The 18163-nt window shown below is 60.2% G+C and carries 16 protein-coding genes; 11 read left to right on the top strand and 5 right to left on the bottom strand.

The window, feature by feature from the left end; all coding sequences use genetic code 11:
• Positions 1 to 1005, bottom strand: a complete 1005-nt coding sequence (locus ACA051_RS29365) for an asparaginase (RefSeq protein WP_497306508.1) — start codon at positions 1003 to 1005, stop codon at positions 1 to 3.
• A 165-nt stretch (positions 1006 to 1170) separates the two neighbouring features.
• A complete protein-coding gene (locus ACA051_RS29360) occupies positions 1171 to 2622 on the bottom strand; it encodes an alanine/glycine:cation symporter family protein (protein WP_497306506.1) in 1452 nt (483 codons plus the stop codon).
• A gap of 144 nt (positions 2623 to 2766) precedes the next feature.
• Between ACA051_RS29360 and ACA051_RS29355 the strand changes: the two genes are divergently transcribed.
• Entirely contained in the window at positions 2767 to 3084 is a 318-nt protein-coding gene (locus tag ACA051_RS29355; protein WP_497372890.1) for a hypothetical protein, read from the top strand.
• Positions 3085 to 3125: 41 nt separating this feature from the next.
• Here ACA051_RS29355 and aspA read toward each other — a convergent pair whose 3' ends face one another.
• Positions 3126 to 4550, bottom strand: a complete 1425-nt coding sequence (gene aspA, locus ACA051_RS29350) for an aspartate ammonia-lyase (RefSeq protein ID WP_497306502.1) — start codon at positions 4548 to 4550, stop codon at positions 3126 to 3128.
• 180 nt (positions 4551 to 4730) lie between these two features.
• On the opposite strand from aspA, the gene ACA051_RS29345 reads away from it, so the two are divergent.
• From ACA051_RS29345 to ACA051_RS29325, 5 genes are all read left to right on the top strand, one after another.
• A complete protein-coding gene (locus ACA051_RS29345; protein WP_497306500.1) occupies positions 4731 to 5648 on the top strand; it encodes a LysR substrate-binding domain-containing protein in 918 nt (305 codons plus the stop codon).
• 305 nt (positions 5649 to 5953) lie between these two features.
• A complete protein-coding gene (gene purE, locus ACA051_RS29340; RefSeq protein WP_008150032.1) occupies positions 5954 to 6445 on the top strand; it encodes a 5-(carboxyamino)imidazole ribonucleotide mutase in 492 nt (163 codons plus the stop codon).
• Positions 6446 to 6456: 11 nt separating this feature from the next.
• On the top strand, positions 6457 to 7539 hold the full coding sequence (locus ACA051_RS29335) for a 5-(carboxyamino)imidazole ribonucleotide synthase (protein WP_438659681.1): 1083 nt from the start codon (positions 6457 to 6459) through the stop codon (positions 7537 to 7539).
• Between the two features lie 111 nt (positions 7540 to 7650).
• Positions 7651 to 7896 carry a GlsB/YeaQ/YmgE family stress response membrane protein gene (locus ACA051_RS29330; RefSeq protein ID WP_497306498.1) on the top strand — a complete coding sequence of 82 codons (246 nt, stop codon included), beginning with the start codon at positions 7651 to 7653 and terminating at the stop codon, positions 7894 to 7896.
• An 87-nt stretch (positions 7897 to 7983) separates the two neighbouring features.
• Positions 7984 to 8520 carry a DUF3299 domain-containing protein gene (locus tag ACA051_RS29325; RefSeq protein WP_497372888.1) on the top strand — a complete coding sequence of 179 codons (537 nt, stop codon included), beginning with the start codon at positions 7984 to 7986 and terminating at the stop codon, positions 8518 to 8520.
• 117 nt (positions 8521 to 8637) lie between these two features.
• Here ACA051_RS29325 and ACA051_RS29320 read toward each other — a convergent pair whose 3' ends face one another.
• Complete coding sequence (locus ACA051_RS29320; RefSeq protein WP_497306495.1) at positions 8638 to 9537, bottom strand: D-hexose-6-phosphate mutarotase; 900 nt, start codon at positions 9535 to 9537, stop codon at positions 8638 to 8640.
• A 57-nt stretch (positions 9538 to 9594) separates the two neighbouring features.
• On the bottom strand, positions 9595 to 9999 hold the full coding sequence (locus ACA051_RS29315) for an acyl-CoA thioesterase (RefSeq protein ID WP_007896491.1): 405 nt from the start codon (positions 9997 to 9999) through the stop codon (positions 9595 to 9597).
• 382 nt (positions 10000 to 10381) lie between these two features.
• Here ACA051_RS29315 and ACA051_RS29310 point away from each other — a divergent pair, with 382 nt between their 5' ends.
• The 5 genes from ACA051_RS29310 to pstB all read left to right on the top strand — a co-directional run bounded on the left by ACA051_RS29310 (position 10382) and on the right by pstB (position 18134).
• On the top strand, positions 10382 to 11680 hold the full coding sequence (locus ACA051_RS29310; protein WP_497306493.1) for an MFS transporter: 1299 nt from the start codon (positions 10382 to 10384) through the stop codon (positions 11678 to 11680).
• A 258-nt stretch (positions 11681 to 11938) separates the two neighbouring features.
• Entirely contained in the window at positions 11939 to 12937 is a 999-nt protein-coding gene (locus ACA051_RS29305) for a phosphate ABC transporter substrate-binding protein PstS family protein (RefSeq protein WP_497269450.1), read from the top strand.
• Between the two features lie 237 nt (positions 12938 to 13174).
• Complete coding sequence (locus ACA051_RS29300) at positions 13175 to 15457, top strand: ABC transporter permease subunit (protein WP_497306491.1); 2283 nt, start codon at positions 13175 to 13177, stop codon at positions 15455 to 15457.
• A 15-nt stretch (positions 15458 to 15472) separates the two neighbouring features.
• Entirely contained in the window at positions 15473 to 17143 is a 1671-nt protein-coding gene (gene pstA, locus ACA051_RS29295; RefSeq protein WP_497372886.1) for a phosphate ABC transporter permease PstA, read from the top strand.
• A 157-nt stretch (positions 17144 to 17300) separates the two neighbouring features.
• A complete protein-coding gene (gene pstB / locus ACA051_RS29290; protein ID WP_497306487.1) occupies positions 17301 to 18134 on the top strand; it encodes a phosphate ABC transporter ATP-binding protein PstB in 834 nt (277 codons plus the stop codon).
• The last annotated feature ends 29 nt before the right edge of the window (positions 18135 to 18163 follow it).

Raw genomic sequence — 18163 nt, 5'->3', positions numbered from 1 at the left:
TCAGCTGAGTTCGCCGCAGAGGTCGAGCTCGATTAGTCGTCGCACTTCAGCGGTGTCCAGCCCGGCACCCAACAACCCATGCAACTTACCGAACGCCGCTTCACGGGTCATACCGCCACCCGACAGCACGCCAACACCACGCAACCGGCTACCGGCCTCGTAGACATCCAGCTCAACGCCACCTTCGTGGCATTGGGTGACGGCGACAACAACCACACCTTTGTCCCGCGCCCGCTCCAGAGCGGCGAGAAATTCAGGGTTGTCGCTCGGCCCGGTGCCGCTGCCGTAGCACTCCAGCACCAGGCCTTGAATGCCGCTGTTCAGCACGCCATCAAGTTGCTCGGCGCCGATACCGGGAAACAATGGCAGCACCGCGACTTTCGCCAGTTCCTTGCTCTGGTTGTAATGCAATTGAGCCGGCAGCGAAGTGACCTTCACACCACCGCCCTGACGCTCCAGCCGCTTGAACGGATGGCGCCCGAAGCTGCGGACTTTCGCGCAACGGGTCGGGTCCAGCAGTTCGCCGTGGAAGTACAGATGCACGCCCGGCGCCAGGCCATGGCCCAGGGCAACCAGCGCACCGCTGAGGTTTTCCCAGGCATCGCTGTCGGTCACGCCGGCCGGCAGCATCGAGCCGGTGAACACCACGCGGGCATTCAGGCCGAGCAATTGAAAACTCATCGCGGCGGCGCTGTAGGCGAGGGTGTCGGTGCCGTGCAGGATCAACACACTGTCGCAGCCCTGGACATCAACGGCGTCGACCACCGCTTCACGCAGTTGCTGCCAGTACGCCGGGCTCATGTTGGCGCTGTCGATCAGCGGCGACATTTCACGAAAGCGCCACTGCGGCACGACAAGGTCAGGCTGGCTGTGCAGATACTCGCGCATCCGCGCTTCAAAACCGGACGCCGGGGCCAGGCCATTGGCGCTGGCTTGCATGCCGATGGTGCCGCCGGTGTAGAGCACCATGACGTGCTGGGCGGCAGGGTAGGAGTTGGGAACCATGGGAAAGTCTCCGCAAGAGATGACATGTGGGAGCGAGCCTGCTCGCGATAGCGGTACATCAGACACCGATGTGTCGCCTGCCAGTCCGCTATCGCGAGCAGGCTCGCTCCCACAAGTTGTGCACTTTAACTGACGGGCGCAGAGGATGCGCCCGTCGTTTACCCATCAGCGTTGCGCTGCGGGTACGCCTTGCAGCTCGGCTTCTGCCTTTGGAGCAGCGGCCGGCGGATTGGCTGGCCAGGCGTTCAAGTCCAGATCCAGGTCCGGGAACTTGCTCGAGTCGAACACCGGCGTCTTGATCCCGGCGGCGCGCTGGTCGTCGTAGTCGCGCAGGATACGCATGCCGACCTTGAACAGCAGGAACAGCGCGATCAGGTTCACGAACGCGAGCATGGTCATGGTGATGTCGGCGAAGGCGAACACCGTGCCGAGGTTTTCGATCGCGCCCCAGAAGATCAGTACCAGCACCAGCACGCGGTAGCCGATCAGCGCCTTGCGGTTTTCACCGATCAGGAAGCGCAAGTTGCTCTCGCCCAGGTAGTAGTTGTAGAGGATCGAGGTGAAGACGAACAACGACAACGCCACGGAAATGAAGCTGCGGCCCCAGTCACCGACTACGGCAGCCAGCGAGTTCTGGGTCAGGGCAATGCCGTCGCCTTCGAAGCCCGGAGTGTAGAAGCCCGAGAGCAGGATCAGCAGCGCGGTGCAGGTGCAGATCACGAAGGTGTCGAGGAACACGCTGAACGCCTGAACCACACCCTGTGCCACCGGGTGCTCGACCGACGCGACCGCAGCCACGTTTGGCGCACTGCCAAGGCCTGCTTCGTTGGCGAACACGCCGCGCTTCACGCCCATGACGATGGCGCTGCCGATCAGGCCGCCGAAGGCTTGATCCAGACCGAAGGCGCTTTTGACGATGGTCATCAGCATCGCCGGAACGTGGTCGAATTGCAGCACGATCACATAGATGGTCACGCCGATGTACACCAGGGTTTTCACCGGCACCAGCAGGTCAGCGACCTTGGCGATGCGCTTGATCCCGCCGATGAACACCAGGCCGAGCAACACCGCCAGGGCCAGGCCTGTGTAGGTGGTGTCGAGGCCGAAAGCGTTGTTCAGCGAGTGGGTCACGGCGTGGGATTGCAGACCGTTGAAGGCGAAGCCGAAGGTGATCAGCAGCAGGAACGCCATGATCATGCCCAGCCAGCGTTTCTGCAGGCCGTGCTGGATGTAATAGGACGGGCCGCCACGGTACGTGCCGTCGGAATCGCAGCGCTTGTAGAGCTGGCCGAGGGAACATTCGAAGAAGCTGCTGGACATGCCGACCAGTGCGGTTACCCACATCCAGAACACCGCACCCGGACCACCCAGGGTCACGGCGATACCAACACCGGCGATGTTACCCGCGCCGACACGGCCGGCGAGGCTGAGCATCAAGGCCTGGAACGAACTGAGTTGCCCGGCGCTGCTTTTCAGGCTGTCGCGGAATACCGCGAACATGTGGAAGAAGTGACGCAATTGAACGAAACGCGAGCGGATCGTGAAGTAGCTACCGAGCCCGACAATGAGCACGATCAGTACTTTCCCTGAGAGGAAGTCGTTAATGACTTCGAGCATGGATTATTCCTCGCTGTTTTTTGTGTAGGCAAATGTTGGACGGGCAGAAACATCGCGTTACACCGCTGTGCGCGTGGCACAACAGATGAGGCGTGTATTCGTCCCGGTCCCATTTCGCAGGTTTGTTATTAGTTCGGGTTTCGCATGGGTTTGGGCCTCGTTACCGACGACCGCTCACGCGAAGAGGGGCGGCACTATACCTATGAGCGTGCCGTCCGTCTGCACGGTTGTGGTGCAAGCGATGAATCGAAGCCTTTGAAACACCTGACTTTTTTGAGTCAGGCCTTTGTAGGAGTGAGCCTGCTCGCGATGAACGATAACGCGGTGCAACTGAAATACCGCGGTGCCCGCATCGCCGGCAAGCCGGTCTCACTCCTACAGAAGACGGTTGTCCTTTCAAAAGTTAAAAAAAAGGGCTTGGGGAATAAATCCCCAAGCCCTCAAAAGGTGAGAGGTGTCTAGTCCCTCGACCTGGTGAGCGGTGCTACAAGTAACGCGTCGGATCAGGCTTTAAGCGGAACCAGACGCGGAGCAATCATGTTTTCCGGGCGCAGGATGTCGGCGAGCATTTCGTCGTCGAGCAAGCCTTCTTCGCGCACCAGCTCCAGCACGCCGCGGCCGCTTTCAAGGGCGATACGGGCGATGCGGGTGGCGTTTTCATAGCCGATGTACGGGTTCAGCGCGGTGACCAGACCGATCGAGTGTTCGACCAGTTCGCGGCAGCGCTCTTCGTTGGCGGTGATGCCGACGATGCAGTGCTCGCGCAGCATGTCCATGGCGCGTTGCAGCAGGCGGATCGAGTCGAAGATCTTGAAGGCGATCAGCGGCTCCATCACGTTCAGTTGCAACTGGCCGCCTTCGGCTGCGATGGTCAGGGCCAGGTCGTTGCCGATGATCTGGAATGCAACCTGGTTAACCGCTTCCGGGATAACCGGGTTGACCTTGCCGGGCATGATCGAGCTGCCTGGCTGACGCGCTGGCAGGTTGATTTCATTGATGCCGGTGCGTGGGCCGCTGGACAGCAGGCGCAGGTCGTTGCAGATCTTCGACAGCTTGACCGCGGTGCGCTTGAGCATGCCGGAGAACAGCACGAAGGCGCCCATGTCGGAAGTGGCTTCGATCAGGTCGGCCGCCGGAACCAGCGGTTGACCGCTGATCAGGGCCAGGCGCTGAACGGCCAGGTGCTGATAACGCGGGTCGGCGTTGATGCCGGTGCCGATCGCGGTGCCGCCCAGGTTCACTTCGGTCAGCAATTCCGGGGCCAGGGTTTTCAGGCGTGCCAGGTCTTCGCTCAGGGTAGTGGCGAAGGCGCGGAATTCCTGGCCCAGGGTCATCGGCACGGCGTCTTGCAGCTGGGTACGGCCCATCTTCAATACGTGGCTGAACTCAACACCTTTGGCAGCGAACGCCTGGATCAAGCTGTCGAGGCTGGCCAGCAGCGCGTCGTGACCTAAAAGCAGACCCAGACGGATCGCGGTCGGGTAGGCGTCGTTGGTCGACTGCGCCATGTTCACGTCGTTGTTCGGGTGCAGGTATTGGTACTCGCCCTTCTGGTGACCCATGGCCTCCAGCGCGAGGTTGGCGATGACTTCGTTGGCATTCATGTTGGTTGAAGTGCCAGCGCCGCCCTGAATCATGTCCACCACGAACTCTTCGTGGAAATCACCGCGGATCAAACGTGCACAGGCTTCGCTGATGGCAGCGTGCTTGGCTTCGCTCAGGTGACCCAGTTCGCGGTTGGCGTCAGCGGCGGCCTGTTTGACCATCGCCAGACCGACGACCAGCTTCGGGTAATGCGAAATCGGAACGCCGGAGAGACGGAAGTTGTTCACCGCTCGCAGGGTCTGGATGCCGTAATACGCTTGAGCAGGTACTTCGAGTACGCCAAGCAGGTCTTTTTCTGTGCGGAAAGATGCAGCGGAGGACATGATAGAAATCATCTCGATATGGACCCGGTCTGTGCCGGAACGCTGCAAATGCTAGGCTTGTGGAGAATTTTCGGCCAATGCTGTTAAACACTGGCCTATGCACATTCGGCATAATGTCTGTGTGACGCCGTGTGTGCGGCGAGCGTGTGACCTAATTTGGTGCGTGTCCGGGAGGACGTGATGAATCTGGAAAGTAAATGGCTCGAGGACTTCAGCGCCTTGGCCGCCACCCGCAGCTTCTCCCAGGCTGCGGAACGCCGCTTCGTAACGCAGCCCGCGTTCAGCCGCCGAATCCGCAGCCTGGAAGCCGCGTTGGGGCTGACGTTGGTCAACCGCTCGCGCACGCCTGTCGAACTGACGGCGGCGGGGCAGTTGTTTTTGGTGACCGCGCGGACCGTGGTCGAACAGCTCGGCGAAGTGCTGCGCCACCTTCATCACCTGGAAGGCGGGCAGGGCGAAGTGATGCAAGTGGCTGCCGCTCACTCATTGGCATTGGGTTTCTTTCCGCGCTGGATCGCGCAGTTGCGCAATGAAGGCTTGAACATCGCCACGCGGTTGGTGGCGACTAACGTCGGTGACGCGGTGCATGCGCTGCGCGAAGGGGGTTGCGACTTGATGCTCGCGTTCTATGACCCGGACGCGGCCTTGCAGATGGACCCGGAAATCTTCCCGTCGCTGCACCTTGGCCATACCGAGATGCTGCCAGTGTGCGCAGCGGATGCCGACGGCAAACCATTGTTCGACCTGGAAGGCGAGGCCAGCGTGCCGTTGCTCGCTTACAGCGCCGGTGCGTTTCTCGGGCGTTCGGTGAACATGCTGCTGCGCCAGCGTGCGCTGCGCTTCACCACCATTTATGAGACCGCCATGGCCGACAGCCTGAAAAGCATGGCCCTCGAGGGGTTGGGGATTGCCTGGGTGCCGCAGCTCAGCGTGCGCGCCGAACTGGCGCGTGGTGAACTGGTGGTCTGTGGCGGCCCGCAATGGCACGTGCCGCTGGAGATTCGCCTGTATCGCTGCGCGCTGGTGCGCAAGGCGAACGTGCGGTTGTTGTGGCGCAAGCTTGAGGGGGGCGCGGCGCAAGGCACAACCGGTCAATGATGTTTTGTAGGAGCCAGGCTTGCCGGCGAAGGCGTCCGCAAGATCGCCTTCGCCGGCAAGCCTGGCTCCTACAGGATCGGGGTAGATTTACGCTGTTTTTGGCTGACCTCAGAGTCAATAAAACCGGCACTTTGCGCCGTATGACAGATGGTCGTTTCGGGGGCTGTTTATCTGCTTCATTGAGGTATACTGCGCGGCCTTCGGCCGGTTCGTCCGGCCATTTTTCGTACAATCAAGCCACGCATTTCTGCGTGGCTTGTTGTTTTTGACGCGCCTGCGGGCGCCCAGAGAGAAGAGGCACGACGATGAGTGCACTGGTTGGCGTGATCATGGGCTCCAAGTCCGATTGGTCCACCCTTAGCCACACCGCCGATATGCTGGAAAAGCTCGGCATTCCTTACGAGGTGAAAGTGGTCTCTGCCCACCGCACCCCGGATCTGCTGTTCCAGTACGCCGAAGAGGCCGAGGCGCGTGGCATCGAGGTGATCATCGCCGGTGCCGGTGGCGCGGCCCACTTGCCTGGCATGTGTGCGGCCAAGACCCACCTGCCGGTGCTGGGCGTTCCGGTGCAGTCGTCGATGCTCTCGGGCGTCGATTCGCTGCTCTCGATCGTGCAGATGCCAGCGGGCATTCCGGTTGCCACCTTGGCCATCGGCAAGGCCGGCGCGATCAACGCCGCCTTGCTGTCGGCGAGTATCCTCGGCGCCAAGCACCCGCAGTTCCACGCGGTGCTGAAAAAATTCCGCGCTGAGCAGACAGACAGCGTCCTGGAAAATCCAGACCCACGCATCGCCTGAGGTTGTTGACGATGAAGATCGGTGTAATCGGTGGCGGCCAGTTGGGTCGCATGTTGGCGTTGGCGGGCACTCCGCTGGGCATGAACTTCGCTTTCCTGGACCCGGCACCGGATGCTTGCGCAGCCGCGTTGGGCGAACACCTGCGGGCCGATTACGGCGATCAGGACCACCTGCGTCAGCTGGCTGATGAAGTCGATCTGGTGACCTTCGAGTTCGAAAGCGTCCCGGCCGAAACCGTCGCTTTCCTGTCGCAATTCGTCCCGGTCTACCCGAGCGCCGAAGCCCTGCGCATCGCCCGTGATCGCTGGTTCGAGAAGAGCATGTTCAAGGACCTGGGGATTCCAACCCCGGCGTTCGCCGACATTCAATCGCAAGCCGACCTGGACGCCGCTGTCGCGTCGATCGGTCTTCCGGCCGTGCTGAAAACCCGCACCCTGGGTTACGACGGCAAGGGCCAGAAGGTCCTGCGCAAACCGGAAGACGTGGTCGGCACCTTCGCCGAACTGGGTAGCGTGGCCTGCCTGCTGGAAGGCTTCGTGCCGTTCACCGGCGAAGTCTCGCTGATCGCCGTGCGTGCTCGCGATGGTGAAACGAAGTTCTATCCGCTGGTTCACAACACCCACGACAGCGGCATTCTCAAGCTGTCCGTGGCCAGTACCGACCACCCGCTGCAAGCGCTGGCCGAAGACTACTCGAGCCGTGTGCTCAAACAGCTGGAATACGTCGGCGTGATGGCGTTCGAGTTCTTCGAAGTCGACGGTGGCCTCAAGGCCAACGAAATCGCCCCGAGGGTGCACAACTCCGGCCACTGGACCACCGAAGGCGCCGAGTGCAGCCAGTTCGAAAACCACCTGCGAGCCGTTGCTGGCCTGCCGCTGGGTTCGACGGCCAAGGTTGGCGAGAGCGCGATGCTCAACTTCATCGGTAAAGTGCCGGAGACCGAGAAGGTCCTGGCCATCGCCGATTGCCATCTGCACCACTATGGCAAGGCGTTCAAAGTCGGCCGCAAGGTCGGTCACGCCAACCTGCGTTGTGCAAACCGCGAAACACTGGCCGCGCAGATACTCAAGGTCGAAGCGCTCATCGCCGAATAAACAGTTTCATGTGGCAGCGGCGGAACCATTCAGGGGCCGTCGTTCTCTCATGGCAGGATGCCAAAGTCTGTCTAGGCTTTGGGCATTGCCATTCAATCAGAGGGAAGTGCCATGGGAATTATCGGAACCATCTTTATCGGCTTGATCGTCGGCCTCCTGGCTCGGTTCCTGAAACCGGGCGATGACAGCATGGGCTGGATCATGACCATCCTGCTCGGTATCGGCGGTTCGCTGGCGGCCACTTACGGCGGCCAGGCTTTGGGCATCTATCACGCGGGCGAAGGTGCAGGCTTCATCGGTGCGCTGGTCGGCGCGGTGGTGTTGCTGGTGGTCTACGGCTTGATCAGAAAGAACTGATTCAAGCGACAAAGTCCTCTCTGCGGCGCGCGCGGGGAGGGCTAGAATGCTCGGCGTTCAACAGTCCTTTCCTTACCGAGCACCTCCATGCGCCGTCTTTTTTTGACTCTCCTCCTTTTGGGCAGCGGTTTGGCCCATGCCGGCGAACTGCCGGAAACCGACTGGCTCGAACTGATGCCCAAGTCGGACCAGAAAGCCCTCGAGGCCATGCCCGAAATCGACCACAACTCCCCGGAAGGCGATGGCACCTTTACCGAAAAAGGTGGCATGAAGCAGAGCAAGGGCTTGCCGGCGGTGATGTATTCGACCAAAACCGTGCCGTCGATGAACGACAAGAACATCCGGATCGGAGGTTACCCGGTGCCGCTGGAGTCCGACGCCAAGGGCCGCAGCACGTTGTTCTTCCTTGTGCCGTACCCGGGCGCCTGCATCCACGTGCCGCCACCGCCACCCAATCAGTTGGTGCTGGTGCGTTATCCGAAGGGTTTGAAGCTGGACGATATATACACACCGCTGTGGGTGACGGGCACGCTGAAGGTCGAGAAGGTCAATAACGATTTGGCTGACGCGGCGTATGCGCTGGATGCGGCGAAGGTGCGGGTGGTGCAGGAATCAGATTTGTAGGTGATCCAAATGTGGGAGCGGGCTTGCTCGCGAAGGCGGTGTAACAGCCAACGATGATGTTGAATGTTACGGCCTCTTCGCGAGCAAGCCCGCTCCCACAGGGATTTATGGTGTTGTTTAGAGAGGTGCGCTGGCGATGCTCACGCCCAAGGTATGACTGGCACCCGGCGCCAGTGTCACCACGTCATCCATCACATTCGCCGTCTCGATGCACAGCATCTTCTGCCAGCCATCGTCGGCCATGTCGCTGAACGCCGCGGCGCGTTCGATCCACGGGTTCCAGATCACCGCCGTGCGCGAACCGCTGCTGGTCAGCTCGATGCGCCGTTCCCAGGCCGGGTCCACAATATTCAGCTTCGGCGGGGCATTGAGGTAAATGCGGTCGGTCTCACCAGCAAAATGCAAATCACCGGCCTGGGTGACGGTTTTCCAGTCATCCAGCGTTTCGATATAGCTCAAACCATCCAGCCCTTCGACATGCACAGTGCGCACATCGCTGACGGCGAAGTAACTGTGCAGCGCCTGGCTGAGGGTGACGGTATCGGTGCCCTGATTGTGGCTGGTCAGGTTGATATGCAGTTGCTCATCCAGACGGATGCTCAACTTCAGATCCACCTGATGCGGCCAGCCCGGAAAGCCGCCTTCGGGGTAGGGCAGGATGAATTCCACCTTCAGGCTCTCACCCTCGGCTTCTATGCCGCCCAATTCCCAATCCATCGCCCGGACGAAACCGTGGGCGGTCGGTGGTTCGTTGCTGACGCGCATCGCCTGGACACTTTGCGGGTTGCGCGGGAAATTGCCGAACCACGGCCAGCACACCGGCACGCCGGCACGGATGCTCTTGCCGGTCTTGAATACGGCCTCGTCGTTGAGCCATATCAGCGGCGGTTGGCCGGCCAATTGATAACTGAGGATGTGCGCGCCTTGCTGGGCGACCAGCAATTCGGCCTGACCGTGGCGGATGCGCCAGCAGTTCAGTTCATCCAGTTTCACGGCTTCAACGTTGGGCGTGCTCATGGGGCAACTCTCGATCAGGAACAATGACTGCAATGGACCGCGTAAAGGTCGCAGTGTTTAACGCGCGCGTGGCGGAACCGAACGAGTACGGCCGCTGCCATCGATCGCGACAAACACAAACACGGCTTCAGTCACTTTACGCCACTCGCTGGACAGCGGATCGTCGCTCCAGACTTCGACCATCATCTGAATTGAGCTGCGGCCGATTTCCAGCGCCTGGGTATAGAAGGAAAGCTGAGCGCCCACCGCCACGGGGACCAGGAACGCCATGCGATCAATCGCCACGGTCGCCACGCGTCCGCCAGCGACTTTGCTGGCCATTGCGGTGCCGGCCAAATCCATCTGTGCCACCAGCCAGCCGCCGAAAATATCGCCGAAGCCGTTGGTTTCACGCGGAAGCGCGGTGATTTGCAGGGCCAGGTCGCCTTGCGGAATTGGATCTTCTTGTTCGAGCTCTATCATGCCGGGGGTGCCTCTGACCCGTGACTCTTCATAAGTACTTCAGGTGAATAGCCGTCTCAAGGAAAAACGATTCAGCCCGAACATACCGCGTTCGTCACGTTTTTCGTAAGGCGCCTAAAGGGAAACTCTGCGAAAGCGACTGAACCACGCAATTACATTGCCTGACAGCCAGCGCGTTTTCGCACAGCAACCCCTTACACATGCTGCAACGCAGCGAGTATATCGGTCGGTAGACTCCGAGACGACCGTCCGGTTCTCATTTTGACCGTCAAATTCGCACCTCTATGTGCTTTTTCGAACAATTTGCTATCGTGCCGGACCTGCCCAAGCCCTCGCCAGCGTTGTTGGGGTTGCAGATCCGACTATAAGAGAAGCCCTTGCCATGACCACAGCGCCCTCTAGCATCGCGCAGCCGACCCAGCCCGCACGCCCGTTGACCCGCAACGACTACAAGACGTTATCGCTCTCCGCCCTGGGCGGCGCGCTGGAGTTTTACGACTTCATCATCTTCGTGTTCTTCGCCACGGTGGTGGGCAAACTGTTCTTCCCGGCGGACATGCCCGAGTGGCTGCGCCTGATGCAGACGTTCGGCATCTTCGCCGCCGGCTACCTTGCTCGTCCGTTGGGCGGCATTGTGATGGCGCATTTCGGCGACCTGTTGGGTCGCAAGAAGATGTTCACGTTGAGCATTTTCATGATGGCGGTGCCGACCCTGATCATGGGCCTGCTGCCGACCTATGCGCAGATCGGCATGTGGGCGCCGATCCTGCTGCTGCTGATGCGGGTGATTCAAGGCGCGGCGATTGGCGGTGAAGTACCGGGTGCGTGGGTATTCGTTTCCGAACACGTGCCTGCGCGTCATATCGGTTATGCCTGCGGCACCCTGACGAGCGGTCTGACGGCGGGCATCCTCCTGGGTTCGTTGGTCGCCACTGCGATCAACAGCATTTACACCCCGCTGGAAGTGTCCGATTACGCCTGGCGGATCCCGTTCCTGCTGGGCGGTGTGTTTGGCCTGTTCTCGGTGTATCTGCGCCGCTGGTTGCACGAGACCCCGGTGTTCGCCGAACTGCAACTGCGCAAGGCCCTGGCCGAAGAAGTGCCGCTACGTGCCGTGTTGCGTGACCACCGCGGTGCGATTCTGATTTCCATGTTGCTGACCTGGCTACTGTCCGCCGGCATCATCGTGGTCATTCTGATGACCCCGACCGTGCTGCAGACCGTTTACCACTTCTCGCCGACCACGGCGTTGCAGGCCAACAGCCTGGCGATTGTGTTCCTGAGCGTGGGCTGCGTGGTTTCCGGTGCCCTGGCTGACCGTTTCGGTGCGGGTCGAGTGTTCGTGTTTGGCAGTGCGGCGTTATTGTTCAGCTCGTGGACGTTCTATCACAGCCTGTTCAATCACCCGGACTGGCTGTTCCCGATGTACGCCCTGACCGGTCTGCTGGTCGGGACTATTGGTGCAGTGCCCTACGTGATGGTCAAAGCCTTTCCGGCGGTGGTCCGGTTTAGCGGGCTGTCGTTCTCCTACAACCTGGCCTATGCGATTTTCGGTGGTTTGACGCCGATGGTGGTGACGCTGCTTCTGAAGGAAAGCCCGATGGGGCCTGCCTATTACGTGGCGATTATTTGCGGGGTCGGGATTCTGGTGGGTGCGTATCTTTGGAAGAAGGGTCGATAAACCACTTCTTTCATTCAGCGCACTGGCCCCTTCGCGAGCAAGCCCGCTCCCACATTCGACTCAATTGGACACAAACTCTGTGTTCAGGTGTAGATCCAGTGTGGGAGCGGTCTTGCTCGCGACGAAAGATGACGCGGTATTCCTTAAAACATCCAATGCTGGCCTTTCATCTAATTGTCATATTTCAGCCATAGAGTGTTCACACGGCCTGCCGATACTTGGCCCCGACTAACACACCCTATCTGCTAGGAGTAAGGCATGAAACTGAAGCGTTTGATGGCGGCAATGACTTTTGTCGCTGCTGGCGTTGCGACTGCCAACGCGGTTGCCGCTGTTGACCCTGCTATCCCGAGCTACACCAAGACCACTGGTGTGTCGGGCAACCTGTCCAGCGTCGGCTCCGATACCCTGGCCAACCTCATGACCCTGTGGGCTGAGAACTACAAAAAAGAATACCCGAACGTAAACATCCAGATTCAGGCTGCCGGTTCTTCTACCGCGCCACCTGCGCTGACTGAAGGCACCGCTAACCTGGGCCCGATGAGCCGCAAGATGAAGGACAACGAGCTGCAAGCCTTCGAAACCAAATACGGCTACAAGCCAACCGCTATCCCGGTTGCCGTGGACGCCTTGGCTGTCTTCGTGCACAAAGACAACCCGATCCAGCACATGACCATGGAGCAAGTCGACGCGATCTTCTCCTCGACTCGTCTGTGCGGTGCTAAAACCGACGTGAAAACCTGGGGTGATCTGGGCGTGACCGGCGACCTGGCCAACAAGCCGGTTCAACTGTTCGGTCGTAACTCGGTATCCGGCACCTACGGCTACTTCAAAGAAGAAGCCCTGTGCAAAGGCGACTACAAGCCAAACGTCAACGAACAACCAGGTTCGGCTTCGGTCGTGCAGTCGATCAGCTCTTCGCTGAACGGTGTTGGTTACTCGGGTATCGGCTACAAAACCGCTAGCGTGAAGACGGTGGCCCTGGCCAAGAAAGGCAGCACCGAGTTCATCGAAGACACCGAAGAAAACGCCCTGAACGGCAAGTACCCTCTGTCGCGTTTCCTCTACGTTTACGTCAACAAAGCCCCGAACAAGCCTCTGGCCCCGCTGGAAGCCGAGTTCGTGAAACTGATTCTGTCCAAACAGGGTCAGGAAGTTGTAGTGAAAGACGGTTACATCCCACTGCCAGCCAAGGTTGCTGCAAAAGCACTGGCTGACCTGGGTCTGCAAGAAGGCGGCAACGTCGCAAAGAAGTAACACCCTGAGTCCGGGATAAACCCGGACTCTGTAGGAGCGAGGCTTGCCCGCGAAAGCCGTGGTTCAGTCAGCATTGATGTTGAATGTAATGACGCCTTCGCGAGCAAGCTCTGCTCCTACAAATGCCGGTACGCCGGCCCCCAAATTTCCGGTCCACTGCCAGTTCCCGCTGGCGGTGGATTCGTTGCGTCACCGCATTGTCATCTTTCTGTCATACAGGATCGCTAGGGTGTGCGCATGAATGATCTGGCCAATTCCACCATGACTACTAATCCCCCCAAGCGAATTGATTTCAATACGCCTGAGCTGCAACGCAAGCGCCGCATCCGCGCGCTCAAGGATCGCCTGACCCGCTGGTACGTCCTCGTGGGCGGCCTCGCAGTTCTCGGCGCGATCACGCTGATCTTTTTCTTCCTCGGCTACGTCGTCGCGCCGCTGTTTCAGGGCGCCGACCTGACCGCCCAAGACGCCATCACGCCCGCCTGGATGCAAGACGCCGGCAAGCCGTTGATGATCTCCCTGGAAGAACAGAACCAGGTCGCCATGCGGGTTTCCGACAAGGGCCAGGCGTTGTTCTTCGATATCGACAGTGGCGCCGAACTCAAGCGCGTCGATCTGCCGATCCCGGCGGGCACCACGGTCACGTCCATTGCTGAAGACCAACCCGGCCATCCGCTGGTAGCGGTTGGCTTGTCCAACGGTCAGGCGCTGGTGTTCCGTCACACGTACAAGGTCAGCTACCCGGACGGCAAGAAGACCATCTCGCCAGCCATCGAATACCCGTATGGCGAAACCCCGATTGCGCTGAACGAGGCGGGCGGTGCGCTGGAGCATGTCAGCCTCAACGCCAACGATACGACCCTGATGCTGGTCGGCTCCACCGGGTCTCAACTCAATGTTTTGTCGCTAACCAGCGAAGAAAACATGATGACCGGCGAAGTCACCAACGAGCAGAAGCGTATCGATCTGCCGCAGATGAGCGAGCCGGTGAAGAACATCTTCGTCGACCCGCGTCAGCAGTGGCTGTACGTCATCAACGGTCGTGCTCAGGCTGACGTGTTCAGCCTGCGCGACAAGAGCCTCAACGGTCGCTACAAGCTGCTTGAGAACGGCGATGCCGAGATTACCGCCAGCACCCAGTTGGTGGGCGGTATCTCGCTGATCCTCGGTGACTCCAAAGGTGGTCTGGCCCAGTGGTTCATGGCTCGCGACCCGGACGGCGAACTGCGTCTGAAGCAGATTCGTACCTTCCAGATGGGCACTACGCCGATTGTTGAGATCAGTGCTGAAGAGCGTCGCAAAGGCTTCGTAGCCCTCGACGCATCCGGCAAGCTTGGCGTCTTTCACAGTACCGCTCACCGCACGTTGCTGGTCGATCAGGTGGTGGAAGGCCAAGGCATTTTCGGCATGTCGCCGCGTGCCAACCGTATCATCGTCGAGGCTAACGGTAAGGTGCAGCCGCTGCTGCTGGACAATCCGCACCCGGAAGTTTCGTGGAGCGCGTTGTGGAGCAAGGTCTGGTACGAGAACTACGACGAACCTAAATACGTCTGGCAATCGACCGCTGCCAACACTGACTTTGAACCGAAGATGAGCTTGTCGCCGCTGACCTTCGGTACCCTGAAAGCCGCGTTCTACGCCATGCTGTTGGCCGCACCGCTGGCCGTCGCTGCTGCGATCTACACCGCGTACTTCATGGCCCCAAGCTTGCGCCGCAAGGTCAAACCGGTGATCGAGCTGATGGAGGCGATGCCGACGGTGATCCTCGGTTTCTTCGCCGGCCTGTTCCTCGCGCCCTATGTGGAAGGGCATTTGCCGGGCATCTTCAGCCTGCTGATGCTCTTGCCGATTGGTATTCTGGTCGCCGGTTTCGTCTTCAGCCGCCTGCCTGAGTCCATCCGCCTGAAAGTGCCGGACGGCTGGGAAAGCGCGATCCTGATCCCGGTGATTCTGTTTGTGGGTTGGTTGTCGCTGTACATGAGCCCGTACATGGAAACCTGGTTCTTCGGCGGCGACATGCGCATGTGGATCTCCCACGACCTGGGCATCACCTACGACCAGCGCAACGCTCTGGTAGTCGGTCTGGCCATGGGCTTCGCGGTGATCCCGAACATCTACTCCATCGCCGAAGACGCCGTGTTCAGTGTGCCTCGCGGCCTGACCCTCGGCTCGCTGGCCCTCGGTGCCACGCCGTGGCAGACCATGACGCGGGTGGTGATCCTCACCGCCAGCCCGGGCATCTTCTCGGCGCTGATGATCGGCATGGGCCGTGCGGTGGGTGAAACCATGATTGTGCTGATGGCCACCGGTAACACGCCGGTCATGGAAATGAACCTGTTCGAAGGCCTGCGCACCCTGGCCGCCAACGTCGCGGTGGAAATGCCCGAATCGGAAGTCGGCGGCAGCCACTACCGCGTGCTGTTCCTCTCGGCACTGGTGCTGCTGTTGTTCACCTTCGTCATGAACACCCTCGCAGAACTGATTCGTCAGCGTCTGCGCAAGAAATACTCGTCGCTTTAAGAAAGGTAGAAGTCTGTGAAACAGAACTCCCTGAAAGGATGGTTCAAGAGCGGCGCCCCCGGCGTCTGGATCAGCGGTGGCGCGGTGTCCATCGCGGTCATCATGACCATTGGCTTGCTGGCGGTGATTGCCGTGCGCGGTCTGGGCCACTTCTGGCCGGCGGACCTGGTGCACGCCAGTTACAACGTGCCGGGCCAAGCCAACCACCTCGTCATCGGCGAAGTGGTGCAGAAAGAAGAAGTGCCGCGCGAGCGCCTGAAAAGCGCTGGCCTGCCGGTGCCCGATCAGGGCCCGGAGTTCATGACCCGCGAGTTGATCAAGGTTGGCAACCGTGACCTGAACGGCAACGACTTCACCTGGATCGTCGGCGAGTGGCTGACCAACCAGAAGACGCCACCCGAGCTGATGGCCATCGAGCGTCGCGAGTGGGGCAACTTCTACGGCTACCTGGTCAACGTCAAGCAGGACGGCAAAGTCATCGCTGAAGGCGAAGCCGCATGGCCCGAGTTGCAGGCCCGTGTTGCTCGCGTCAACCAGCTCGCGGCTCAGCTCAAGACCCTGGAAAAGGTCGACATCGGCGCGATCAACGCCGGTCTGGAACGTGTGCGTCTGCACGGTCGCAAACTGGAACTGGCCGGCCAGCTCGACGCCGCCGCGCAAGCGGACCTGGAGTCCGAGCGCGCCGAACTGAACGCGCGTTATCAGGACATCGAAGCACGCCTGAACGACCTGCACGCCCAGTTCAACCGCGACAGCCTGACGGCCCGCGATGCCAATGGCAAAGAAGTCGAAATCGGCATTGGCAAAGTGGTTCACGCCTTTCAGCCGAACGCCATGGGCACCTTCACCAAGATCGGCTTCTACTTCAGCAAGGTCTGGGAGTTCTTGAGCGACGACCCGCGTGAAGCGAACACCGAAGGCGGGATCTTCCCGGCGATTTTCGGCACCGTGATGATGACGTTGATCATGGCGATGATCGTGACCCCGTTCGGCGTGTTGGCAGCGGTTTACCTGCGTGAATATGCGAAACAGAACGCAATGACGCGCTTGATCCGCATCGCGGTGAACAACCTCGCGGGTGTTCCGGCGATCGTTTACGGCGTGTTCGGTCTGGGCTTCTTCGTCTATGTGCTGGGCGGTTCGGTCGACCGGTTGTTCTTCCCTGAAGCATTGCCGGCGCCGACTTTCGGCACGCCGGGTCTACTCTGGGCGTCCCTGACCCTGGCGCTGCTGGCGGTGCCGGTGGTGATCGTGGCCACCGAAGAAGGCCTGGCGCGGATCCCTCGCACGGTGCGTGAAGGCTCGTTGGCCCTCGGCGCGACCAAGGCTGAAACCTTGTGGAAGATCGTGCTGCCGATGGCCAGCCCGGCGATGATGACCGGCATGATCCTCGCCGTGGCGCGCGCCGCCGGTGAAGTGGCGCCGCTGATGCTGGTGGGTGTGGTGAAACTGGCACCGTCGCTGCCACTGGACGGCAACTACCCGTACCTTCACCTGGATCAGAAGATCATGCACTTGGGCTTCCACATCTATGACGTCGGCTTCCAGAGCCCGAACGTCGAAGCTGCGCGACCGCTGGTGTACGCCACGGCGCTGCTGCTGGTGCTGGTGATCGCGACGCTCAACCTGTCGGCCGTTTATATCCGAAACCATCTGCGCGAGAAGTACAAAGCGCTGGATAGCTAATCACCGCCCCCCCTGTAGGAGCCAGGCTTGCCGGCGAAGGCGATTTCAAGGACGCCTTCGCCGGCAAGCCTGGCCCCTACAGAAGGCAACACCGCTGGCCCATTTTTGTGAGGCCAGCGGCAAACCGAACCGAATTTGTTAGCACAGGGAGCCTCCCATGCAGCACGAAGCACATACCCACGGCATCAACATGTCTGCGCTGGGTCGCGACAAGCAGAGCCTGAGCCTTGAGCAGGAAACCGTGGCCATCGAAGTACCGGGCCTGAACCTGTACTACGGCGATAAACAAGCGCTGTACGACGTCAGCCTGAACATCCCGAAACAACGCGTAACCGCCTTCATCGGTCCGTCCGGCTGCGGCAAGTCCACGCTGCTGCGGACCTTCAACCGCATGAACGACCTGGTCGACGGTTGCCGCGTAGAAGGTGAAATCAACCTGTACGGCAACAACATCTACCGCAAGGGCGAAGACGTCGCCGAACTGCGTCGTCGCGTCGGCATGGTGTTCCAGAAGCCGAACCCGTTCCCGAAAACCATCTACGAAAACGTGGTTTACGGCCTGCGCATCCAGGGCATCAACAAAAAACGCATCCTCGACGAAGCGGTCGAGTGGGCGTTGAAAGGCGCGGCGCTGTGGGACGAAGTCAAAGACCGTCTGCATGAGTCGGCACTCGGCCTGTCCGGTGGCCAGCAACAACGTCTGGTGATCGCCCGTACCATCGCCGTGGAGCCGGAAGTGCTGCTGCTCGACGAACCGTGCTCGGCACTCGACCCGATCTCGACGTTGAAAGTCGAAGAGCTGATCTACGAATTGAAATCGAAATTCACCATCGTCATCGTGACCCACAACATGCAACAGGCCGCGCGGGTTTCCGATTACACGGCGTTCATGTACATGGGCAAACTGGTGGAATTCGGCGATACCGACACCCTGTTCACCAATCCGGCGAAGAAGCAGACCGAAGACTACATCACCGGTCGTTACGGCTAGGAAGCTGTAGTTGCTCACTGAATTGACGC

This window comes from Pseudomonas sp. LBUM1669 (assembly GCF_059695705.1).
The sequence above is the reverse complement of the archived record's forward strand: the minus strand, read 5'-3'. Positions and strand labels throughout refer to the sequence as shown.

Excerpts from the sequence above, each read along its gene's own strand:
- ACA051_RS29365 (WP_497306508.1), bottom strand. The coding sequence starts at position 1,005 with ATGGTTCCCAACTCCTACCCTGCCGCCCAGCACGTCATGGTGCTCTAC.
- ACA051_RS29360 (WP_497306506.1), bottom strand. The coding sequence starts at position 2,622 with ATGCTCGAAGTCATTAACGACTTCCTCTCAGGGAAAGTACTGATCGTG.
- ACA051_RS29355 (WP_497372890.1), top strand. The coding sequence starts at position 2,767 with ATGGGTTTGGGCCTCGTTACCGACGACCGCTCACGCGAAGAGGGGCGG.
- aspA (WP_497306502.1), bottom strand. The coding sequence starts at position 4,550 with ATGTCCTCCGCTGCATCTTTCCGCACAGAAAAAGACCTGCTTGGCGTA.
- ACA051_RS29345 (WP_497306500.1), top strand. The coding sequence starts at position 4,731 with ATGAATCTGGAAAGTAAATGGCTCGAGGACTTCAGCGCCTTGGCCGCC.
- purE (WP_008150032.1), top strand. The coding sequence starts at position 5,954 with ATGAGTGCACTGGTTGGCGTGATCATGGGCTCCAAGTCCGATTGGTCC.
- ACA051_RS29335 (WP_438659681.1), top strand. The coding sequence starts at position 6,457 with ATGAAGATCGGTGTAATCGGTGGCGGCCAGTTGGGTCGCATGTTGGCG.
- ACA051_RS29330 (WP_497306498.1), top strand. The coding sequence starts at position 7,651 with ATGGGAATTATCGGAACCATCTTTATCGGCTTGATCGTCGGCCTCCTG.
- ACA051_RS29325 (WP_497372888.1), top strand. The coding sequence starts at position 7,984 with ATGCGCCGTCTTTTTTTGACTCTCCTCCTTTTGGGCAGCGGTTTGGCC.
- ACA051_RS29320 (WP_497306495.1), bottom strand. The coding sequence starts at position 9,537 with ATGAGCACGCCCAACGTTGAAGCCGTGAAACTGGATGAACTGAACTGC.
- ACA051_RS29315 (WP_007896491.1), bottom strand. The coding sequence starts at position 9,999 with ATGATAGAGCTCGAACAAGAAGATCCAATTCCGCAAGGCGACCTGGCC.
- ACA051_RS29310 (WP_497306493.1), top strand. The coding sequence starts at position 10,382 with ATGACCACAGCGCCCTCTAGCATCGCGCAGCCGACCCAGCCCGCACGC.
- ACA051_RS29305 (WP_497269450.1), top strand. The coding sequence starts at position 11,939 with ATGAAACTGAAGCGTTTGATGGCGGCAATGACTTTTGTCGCTGCTGGC.
- ACA051_RS29300 (WP_497306491.1), top strand. The coding sequence starts at position 13,175 with ATGAATGATCTGGCCAATTCCACCATGACTACTAATCCCCCCAAGCGA.
- pstB (WP_497306487.1), top strand. The coding sequence starts at position 17,301 with ATGCAGCACGAAGCACATACCCACGGCATCAACATGTCTGCGCTGGGT.